Origin of the sequence: Streptomyces adustus (assembly GCF_009377175.1) — a bacterium.
In the GTDB taxonomy this organism is placed as follows: domain Bacteria; phylum Actinomycetota; class Actinomycetes; order Streptomycetales; family Streptomycetaceae; genus Streptomyces; species Streptomyces adustus.
Genome location: NZ_VJZD01000054.1, coordinates 37,666 through 44,960 on the forward strand (window position 1 = coordinate 37,666; position 7,295 = coordinate 44,960).

Genomic DNA, 7,295 nt, shown 5'->3' on the forward strand with positions numbered 1-7,295 from the left:
CACCGCCCCCTCGCGGTCTACTTCGCCGCCTGCTCCTCCAGGACCTGGAGGAGTTGCCGGGCCTCCGCGCGTCGTGCCTGTGCCGTCTCGTCGTCGCCGGCGGTGCCGTCGGGGGCGCCTTCGGACCGTCCGTCGGCGGAGTACGCCTCCAGCACCGCACGCGCGCGTGCCGCCGCGTCCGCCGGGCGGCCGAGGTCCGCCTCCAGCCAGCCCGCGGCGAGCTGGGCGCCGGTGCGGCTGTGCCGGGCCCTGGGACCCAGCGAACCGAACACGACGACGGCCTCCGCCATCTGGGACAGCGCCTCCTCGAACACGCCGTGGATGGACTCGTCCCCGCTGTCCTCCACCACGGAGCGGGCCAGCAGATCGCCGAACTGCCGGTGGGTGTGACCGAGCTCGGTGACCAGCCGCTCCCGTGCCTCCTCGTCGTCCGCCGCCGGCAGAGCCGTCTCGCACGCGCGCAGGGCGTCCGTCATCAGCGCCCGCGCCCGGTCCGTTCCCGCCTTGTCCGCTCCCGTCCCGTCCGCACCCGCCTCGGCGCGCAGCGCGAGCCACGCGCGGGCGCGCAGGGCGCGTACCAGACCGTGCACGTTGCCCATGGCCCGCCACAGATCCCCCGCGCGCGTGTACGCCCGGTCCGCCTCGGCGGGCAGGCCCGCGTGCCCCAGGTTCTCCGCGGCGAGATGGGCGAGCGTGGCGTGGTCGTGCTGCTCGGGCCAATGCCGGGCGATCTCGGCCGCCTGGAGTCGGCGTTCGGCCGCGGCCCGGTGCTCGCCGAGCTCGCTCAGACAGTCGCCGAGCCACCACTGCGTCTGGACGATCGCGCCGTCACCGTGCGTCTCGGCGCTCAGGTCGGGCAGCGCGGACTCCAGCACCTCGGCCGCCTCGGCCCACCGCTCCTGCCGCAGCAGGAAGCCGCCGAGCAGATGCCGGGCCCAGGCGCCCAGCGCCGGCCCCTGACCCGCCTCGTCGGCCCAGTGCGCTGCCTCCAGGGCGTGCTCGGCCGCCTCCTCGGCCTGCCCCCGGCCGCCGAGGACCTCGGCGAGCTGAAGGTGCAGCTGGGCCCGCCCGACCGCCTCCAGATGCGGCCCGCCGTGCTCCAGGGCGGCCCGCAGCGCGCGCTCCGCCTCCGCGATGTCGCCCAACTGGTGGGCCAGAACGGCCAGCCGGGCCTCGTACTCGACCGCGAACCACGGCAGTCCGGCCGCGACGAACGCCGCCGCGGCCCGCGCGAACAGCTCCGCGCCCGTGCGGGCGTCCCCGGTGAGCGCCGCCAGCTCGGCGAGCATCGCCTGCGACTCCGCGGCCCGCGAGGCGAGCCGTACGTCGTCCTGCGTGCGCCCGCCGACGAGCGCCAGCACCTCCCGCGCGGCCGCCTCGGCCGCGGCCAGGACCGGCTCCGGCGGCGGCCCGTCGCCCGCGTGCACCCGCTGCATCAGGACCCGCGCCCGGCCCATCAGCACGGACGCCGTCTGCCGTACGCCCGTGCCGTCCTGCGCGTAGAGCGCGAGCACCTCGTCGTACGGCCCCTCGACCGTGGCGACCGCCGTGTCCGACTCGCCGGTCAGGGCGCGCACGTACGCCGCACGCGTGCGTGCCGCCAGCGCCTCCCCGGGATCGCCCGCCTCCGCGTACAGCACGGCCGCGCGTTCGAACAGCTCGGCGCCCTCGGGGCCCGCGTCCATCGCCTCGTGGTCGGCTATCTCCGCACGGTCGCGCGCGTCCAGCTCGACGTCCTCGGCGGCCCGGGAGACCGCCGCCCACGCCTCCACGGCCTCCGGCTGCAACGTGTCCGACAGCCGTCGCGCCTCGGCCAGCAGCGCACCGAGGTCGGCAGCCACCGGCCGTCCGGCCGCCGGTGCCGCCGCCACCGGCGCGGCGGCGGCCGTCGGCCGGGTGCCGCGCACGCCCAGCGGCAGCCGCTCCACCAGCGGCAGCCGCGCCATCCGGGCCCGGGCCCGGTCGCTGACGTACGACGTGCCGTTGCGCGCGTCGAAGCGCCCGGCGAGCGCCAGGGCCTCCTCGCGCGCGTGGCCGACCAGCGCGGCCGCGGTCCAGGTCCGGCCCGCCGGCCCCGGCACCTGCTGGTCCCCGAGCCCGAGCAGGGCGAGGCGGTCCATGAGCAGGGCCACCACGGCCATGAACTCCAGCCGGCTGCGCGGCTGCCCGCCGTCCGTGAAGTACGCCGGGCGCTCCGCCAGCAGTTCCAGACCGCGCGCCTCGTTGCCGGTCAGCGCGCAGAACTCCACATGGTCCGCGTACGCGTCCCGCATGCTCTCCATGGACCGTACGAGCCGGAAGCCGCGCAGGTGGTTGGCGCGCGCCTCGTCGAGCCGGCCCAGGCGCAGCAGGGGCAGCAGGGAGGAGGCCAGAACGGTGTGCGGCTCGTGGGCGCAGGAGAACTCGCCGTCCAGCACCGGACCCCACAGCCGTACCGCCTCGGCGTCCCGGCCCCGCTCCGACTCCCACCAGCCCTGACCGTGCAGCTCGCACGCGTGACAGTCGGCCATCGCGTCCCGGTCGGCGGCCAGCCAGGCGGCGTGCGCCCGCTCGGCCCGGTCGAGATCACCGACATGCGCGGCCACGCTGAACTCCGCGCTGCGCACCGCCCGTTCGGAGTGCCCGGCCAGCCGGTAGCGGCGCTCCATCTCGCCGAGCCACTTCTCGACGGAGGCGAGCGGGATGTGCGGCTGGTCCAGCATCCCGGCCGACATCCACTTGAAGACCCAGTGCAGCGAATGGGTCTCGTACTCGTCGAAGTCCTCGGGCCGTTCGTCCCACATGCGCAGCAGCCGCGCGAACGGGACGAACATCTTGTCCTTCTCGGAGCTGTAGTTGTACACCTTCAGCTGGTGTCCGAGCGCCTCGACCACCGCGAGCGGGATGTTCAGCCGCTCCGCCTCGACGAGCAGCTCCTCCGCGCGCGCGTTGCGGGCCGGACCCTCCGGCTGCCCGCCGTTCTCCGCCATCGCCCGGCGCAGCGAGTCGAAGTCCGTGATCCCGCTCATCGCCGGCCCTCCTCGCCGTGGGTGGCCCACTCCAGCAGGCCGATGAACGCCCGGTTCAGCAACGCCGAGTCGGCGGGCCGCAGCGGGCGCTGCGCCATCAGCAGCGCCTGTCCGTACAGGGACTCCGTGGCGGTCCCGATCAGCTCGGCGTCCCGCAGCGAACTGATGCGCCGGACCAGGGGGTTGAGATGGTTGAGCACCAGCTTCGCCCGGGGGGCGCTGCCGCGCAGCGAACCGAGGATGCCCGCCCACAGGTCGTCGGCCTGCTCCTCCGCCTCCGCCCGCGCCTGCTCGTGCCGGGCCGCCCGGTCGTCCAGGTGCAGAGCGGGCACGGAGAGCGGATGGAAGGCGCGCAGCACGACATCGCAGCCCAGCGGGTCCAGCTTCGCCCGCGCGGCCGCCAGGAAGCCCGCGAGCGCCAGTTCCTCGGCCGGGTCGACGGCGTCCAGGTGGGCCGTCACGGTGTCCGCGTCCAGCTCGGCGACCACCGTGCCCGGCCGCACCGACGGCAGCGCCTCGACGAGCTCGCTGTCGTACGTGTAGCCGCCGTTGATCACGCCCACGCCCTGCGCGGAGGCGATCGGCGCGACCTGGCGGTACTCCTCGACGGTCCGGGTGAAGTGGACCACCGGGTGCCGCTGCGCGAACTCCTCCAGCGACAGCCGTCCGTCGGTCGTCTCGAACGGCAGCCACGGCAGCATCGTGCGCAGCATCTCGGCGTCGTGCCGGGCCAGCGCCTTCACACCGAGGTAGTGCACGGACAGGAAGGCCGCCAGTCGCTCCGGATCACCGGCCGCCAGCCCGGTCAGCCACGCCCGGATCCGCTCGCCGAGCGCCTCGCGCACCGCGGCCAGCGTCTCGTCCTCGTACAGCGACTCGCGCGACGCCGTGGGCCGCAGACTGTCCGTGTCCAGCACACAGCGCACGAAGAAGGCCCAGTCGGGCAGCAGTTGCTCGCCCCGCTCGGTCAGCAGCATGCCCTTGAGATGGACGCGATGACCGGCCCGCTGCGCCGGACTGACCGCCGACGGCAGCACGTACGCCACCCCGCGGATCCCGGCCAGCGGCACGTCCAGGTCGACCGAGTCCAGCGGGGTGAACCCGAACAGCCCGTGACAGTGCCGGGCCAGGGCCACCCGCCGCGCGGTCGGGGACGGGTACGGCCGGTCCCACGGCGCCGGCAGATCGGTGACCGCCTCGTCGCCCACCCGCACGTCGTACGGCAGCAGCGACCCGAAGTCCCGCGCCAGCGCCAGGACGCGCGCCTCGGTCAGCCACTCCCCGGCCCCGGCCCGCGCCACCAGGTGCACGGTGGTGCCCGGCTCGGGGCGGGCCTCGTCCGGCAGCGTGCGCACGGTGTACGAACCGTCGTCGGCCGCGGTCCACTCCACGGGCGGGGCGTGCGGGGTGCGGGCGCTGCGGCTGACCACCCGGATCCGTTCGGCGACCACGAAACAGGCCAGCAGGCCGATGCCGAACTGGCCGAGGAAGTCGGAGCGGGCCTCCTGGAGACCGTCGGCCCGCTTGGAGCTGCGGCCGATGGTGGCCAGCAGGCTGTGCACGTCGTCCTCGGTGAGCCCGATCCCGGAGTCCTCGACGCGCAGCGCGCCGCCCTCGGCGAACAGCCGCACCCGGGCGGGGGCGTCCGGCTGCTCGGCCCGCCGGGCGGTGATCGCGTCCACCGCGTTCTGGAGCAGCTCGCGCAGGTAGACCTTGGGACTGGAGTAGAGGTGATGGGAGAGCAGGTCGACCAGACCACGCAGGTCGACCTGGAACGTATGAGGTGACTGGGATGCCTGGGATGACTGTGAGGTCTGGGAGTCCATCGTCGCAGCGCCGCGGGCTGGGGGAGTCTCCATGGCGCGGGGTCGGGCGGTCCCGGTGGGGCAGTGACCGCGGGGGATGGCCGGAGCGCGTCATCCTAGGGCCCGAACAGCCCGCCTGACCAGCGGATTCCCGACACGTATACGGCAATGTCAGTGCGGTGGTGTGCAATGGATCTCGTGCCCGCACTGCAAGAACCCCTGAAAAAGGTGCTCGGCCCCGCCACCGCGAAGGTGATGGCCGAGCACCTCGGCCTGCACACCGTCGGCGACCTGCTGCACCACTACCCGCGCAGATACGAGGAGCGCGGCCAGCTCACCCGGCTCGCCGACCTCCCCATGGACGAGCACGTCACCGTGGTCGCCCAGGTCGCCGACGCCCGGCTGCTCACGTTCGCCTCCGCCAAGGCCCCCCGCGGGAAGGGCCAGCGGCTGGAGGTGACCATCACGGACGGCAGCGGGCGGCTCCAACTGGTCTTCTTCGGCAGTGGCGTTCACAAGCCGCACAAGGAACTGCTGCCGGGCACCCGGGCGATGTTCGCGGGCAAGGTCTCCGTCTTCAACCACCGCCTCCAACTGAACCACCCGGCCTACGAGCTGCTGCGCGGCGACGGCGACGGCGCCGAGGAGACGGTCGAGACCTGGGCCGGCGCCCTCATCCCGCTCTACCCCGCCACCGCCAAACTGGAGTCCTGGAAGATCGGCAAGGCCGTCCAGACCGTGCTGCCCAGCGCCCAGGAGGCCGTCGACCCGCTGCCCGGCTCCCTGCGCGAGGGCCGCGGCCTGGTCTCCCTGCCCGAGGCCCTGCTGAAGATCCACCGCCCGCACACCAAGGCGGACATCGCCGACGCCCGCGCCCGGCTGAAGTGGGACGAGGCCTTCGTCCTCCAGGTGGCCCTGGCCCGCCGCCGGCACGCCGACGCCCAGCTGCCCGCCGCCCCCCGCAGACCCGCCGACGACGGCCTGCTCACCGCCTTCGACGACCGTCTCCCGTTCACCCTCACCGACGGTCAGCGCAAGGTCTCCAAGGAGATCTTCGACGACCTCGCCACGGACCACCCGATGCACCGGCTGCTCCAGGGGGAGGTGGGCTCCGGGAAGACCATGGTCGCCCTGCGCGCCATGCTCGCCGTGGTCGACGCCGGCGGGCAGGCCGCGATGCTCGCGCCCACCGAGGTGCTCGCCCAACAGCACCACCGCTCGATCACCGAGATGATGGGCGAACTCGCCGAGGGCGGCATGCTCGGCGGCGCCGAGCGGGCCACCAAGGTGGTGCTGCTCACCGGCTCCATGGGGGCGGCCGCGAGACGGCACGCGCTGCTCGACCTGATCACCGGCGAGGCCGGGATCGTGATCGGCACCCATGCGCTGATCGAGGACAAGGTCCAGTTCCACGACCTCGGACTGGTCGTCGTGGACGAGCAGCACCGGTTCGGCGTCGAGCAGCGCGACGCCCTGCGCGGCCGCGGCAAACAGCCGCCGCACCTGCTCGTCATGACCGCCACGCCCATCCCGCGGACCGTCGCGATGACCGTCTTCGGCGATCTGGAGACCTCCGTCCTGGACCAGCTCCCGGCCGGACGCTCGCCCATCGCCAGCCATGTCGTCCCGGCCGCCGAGAAGCCCCACTTCCTGGCCCGCGCCTGGGAGCGGGTGCGCGAGGAGGTGGGCAACGGCCACCAGGCGTACGTCGTCTGCCCGCGCATCGGCGACGAGGAGGACGACCCCAAGGCCGCCAAGGGCAAGAAAAAGCCGTCCCCCGAGGACGAGGCGGAGAAGCGGCCGCCGCTCGCCGTCCTCGACGTGGCCGCGCAGCTGGCCCGCGGCCCCCTCCAGGGGCTCACGGTGGAGGTGCTGCACGGCCGGATGGCACCGGACGACAAGGACGCCGTCATGCGCCGCTTCACCGCCGGGGACACCGACGTCCTGGTCGCCACGACCGTGATCGAGGTCGGCGTGAACGTGCCGAACGCCACCGCCATGGTGATCATGGACGCCGACCGGTTCGGCGTCTCGCAGCTGCACCAGCTGCGCGGCCGCGTCGGCCGTGGCTCGGCGCCGGGGCTGTGTCTGCTGGTCAGCGAGATGCCGGAGGCGAGCCCGGCCCGCCAGCGGCTGAACGCGGTGGCCTCCACCCTGGACGGCTTCGAGCTCTCCCGCATCGACCTCGAACAGCGCCGCGAGGGCGACGTCCTCGGCCAGGCCCAGTCCGGCGTCCGCTCCAGCCTGCGGGTGCTCGCCGTCATCGAGGACGAGGAGGTCATCGCCGAGGCCCGCGAGGAGGCGGTCGCGGTCGTCGCCGCCGACCCCGACCTGGAGCATCTCCCCGGTCTGCGCACGGCCCTGGACGCCCTGCTGGACGAAGACCGGGAGCAGTACCTGGAAAAGGGCTGACCCCCACCCGGAGCCGGACCGGTCCGTTCCGGGACCGCAGACGGCCCCGGACGCCACCGGCCCACCCGCC

Annotated in this window: 3 protein-coding genes; 1 reads left to right on the forward strand and 2 read right to left on the reverse strand. The window is 74.3% G+C overall.

Annotated elements, in window-relative coordinates; genetic code table 11:
- Positions 1-17: 17 nt before the first annotated feature.
- Both FNH09_RS16220 and FNH09_RS16225 read right to left on the reverse strand, forming a co-directional pair.
- Complete coding sequence (locus FNH09_RS16220) at positions 18-3,008, reverse strand: tetratricopeptide repeat protein (protein ID WP_152888428.1); 2,991 nt, start codon at positions 3,006-3,008, stop codon at positions 18-20.
- The gene (locus FNH09_RS16225; RefSeq protein ID WP_152888430.1) at positions 3,005-4,834 is read right to left on the reverse strand and encodes an HSP90 family protein; all 1,830 of its coding nucleotides are present in this window, start codon (positions 4,832-4,834) and stop codon (positions 3,005-3,007) included. Before FNH09_RS16225 ends, FNH09_RS16220 begins: the two co-directional genes overlap by 4 nt.
- Positions 4,835-5,002: 168 nt before the next feature.
- On the opposite strand from FNH09_RS16225, the gene recG reads away from it, so the two are divergent.
- Positions 5,003-7,225 carry an ATP-dependent DNA helicase RecG gene (recG, locus tag FNH09_RS16230; protein ID WP_152888432.1) on the forward strand — a complete coding sequence of 741 codons (2,223 nt, stop codon included), beginning with the start codon at positions 5,003-5,005 and terminating at the stop codon, positions 7,223-7,225.
- Positions 7,226-7,295: the final 70 nt, after the last annotated feature.